General features: G+C 60.0%; 2 protein-coding genes. Both read right to left on the minus strand.

The genetic code is table 11. The annotated features are described in order from the left end of the window. Positions 1–76: 76 nt before the first annotated feature. The gene (locus tag PG883_RS23640) at positions 77–361 is read right to left on the minus strand and encodes an NAD(P)H-dependent oxidoreductase (RefSeq protein ID WP_270808495.1); all 285 of its coding nucleotides are present in this window, start codon (positions 359–361) and stop codon (positions 77–79) included. Between the two features lie 54 nt (positions 362–415). Next, on the minus strand, positions 416–610 hold the full coding sequence (locus PG883_RS23645) for a hypothetical protein (RefSeq protein WP_244054343.1): 195 nt from the start codon (positions 608–610) through the stop codon (positions 416–418). Positions 611–743 lie beyond the last annotated feature (133 nt).

Below are 743 nucleotides of genomic sequence, written 5' to 3' on the forward strand. Positions count from 1 at the left end.
GTGGTGCTCGAAGTCAGAGAAACAAGCTAAAAAGAGCCGGCTGGAATGACGACTATCGGGCTCAGTTATTCTTTGGTTAAAATATCAACAAAGTGTGCTCCCGCCCTGACCAGACGGGGGCGACGATCACCAGATGGTGGGCCTCCATCAGGCTCTGCTGCACCGCCTGCAGATCGGGCTCGAGGGGTTGCGCCTCGTCATAGCCATGGTGAAGATCCGGCGCGAAAGCGAGCTCCCCCACGTGATGCATGGTGACGCGCGCGCCCCTTTGCTCGGCGCTGCGGGCATACTCTCGGGCGAGGGCGTGGCAGAGGCTGTCGGGTTTGGGGTTGCCGTTGAGAACAAGCAGGTTGGGGGTCATGGTATGGCTCCTTGAAGTGAGCCCCCATTACACCCCTTGTCCCATGGGACAGAGTCAAGCCACCTTTTGCCCCCGATCCGCGGCGGCGGGATGATCCCGCCCGTCGGGGGATTGCCGCGCCGGGGCGCCATAGCGGCAGGGGTGCTGCGCCAGCAGCGTGGCGCACTGGCTCAAGCCCTGATGCTGGCGTTGCAGCCGGGCGACCTCCGCCTCGATCTGCGCCAGCTTGTCCGCGATAAGCTGTTCCACCTTCTGCCAGGGGAAGTGATCTAGGGAAGGTGCGAATAAGCGGGGAAATTCTTCTCGGCTGACTCAGTCATTTCATTTTTTCAGTTTGAGCCGATTTTTTCTCCCGTAAATGCCTTGAATCAGCCTATTTAGA

The organism is Aeromonas sp. QDB25 (assembly GCF_027707725.1).
Taxonomy (GTDB): Bacteria; Pseudomonadota; Gammaproteobacteria; order Enterobacterales; family Aeromonadaceae; genus Aeromonas; species Aeromonas caviae.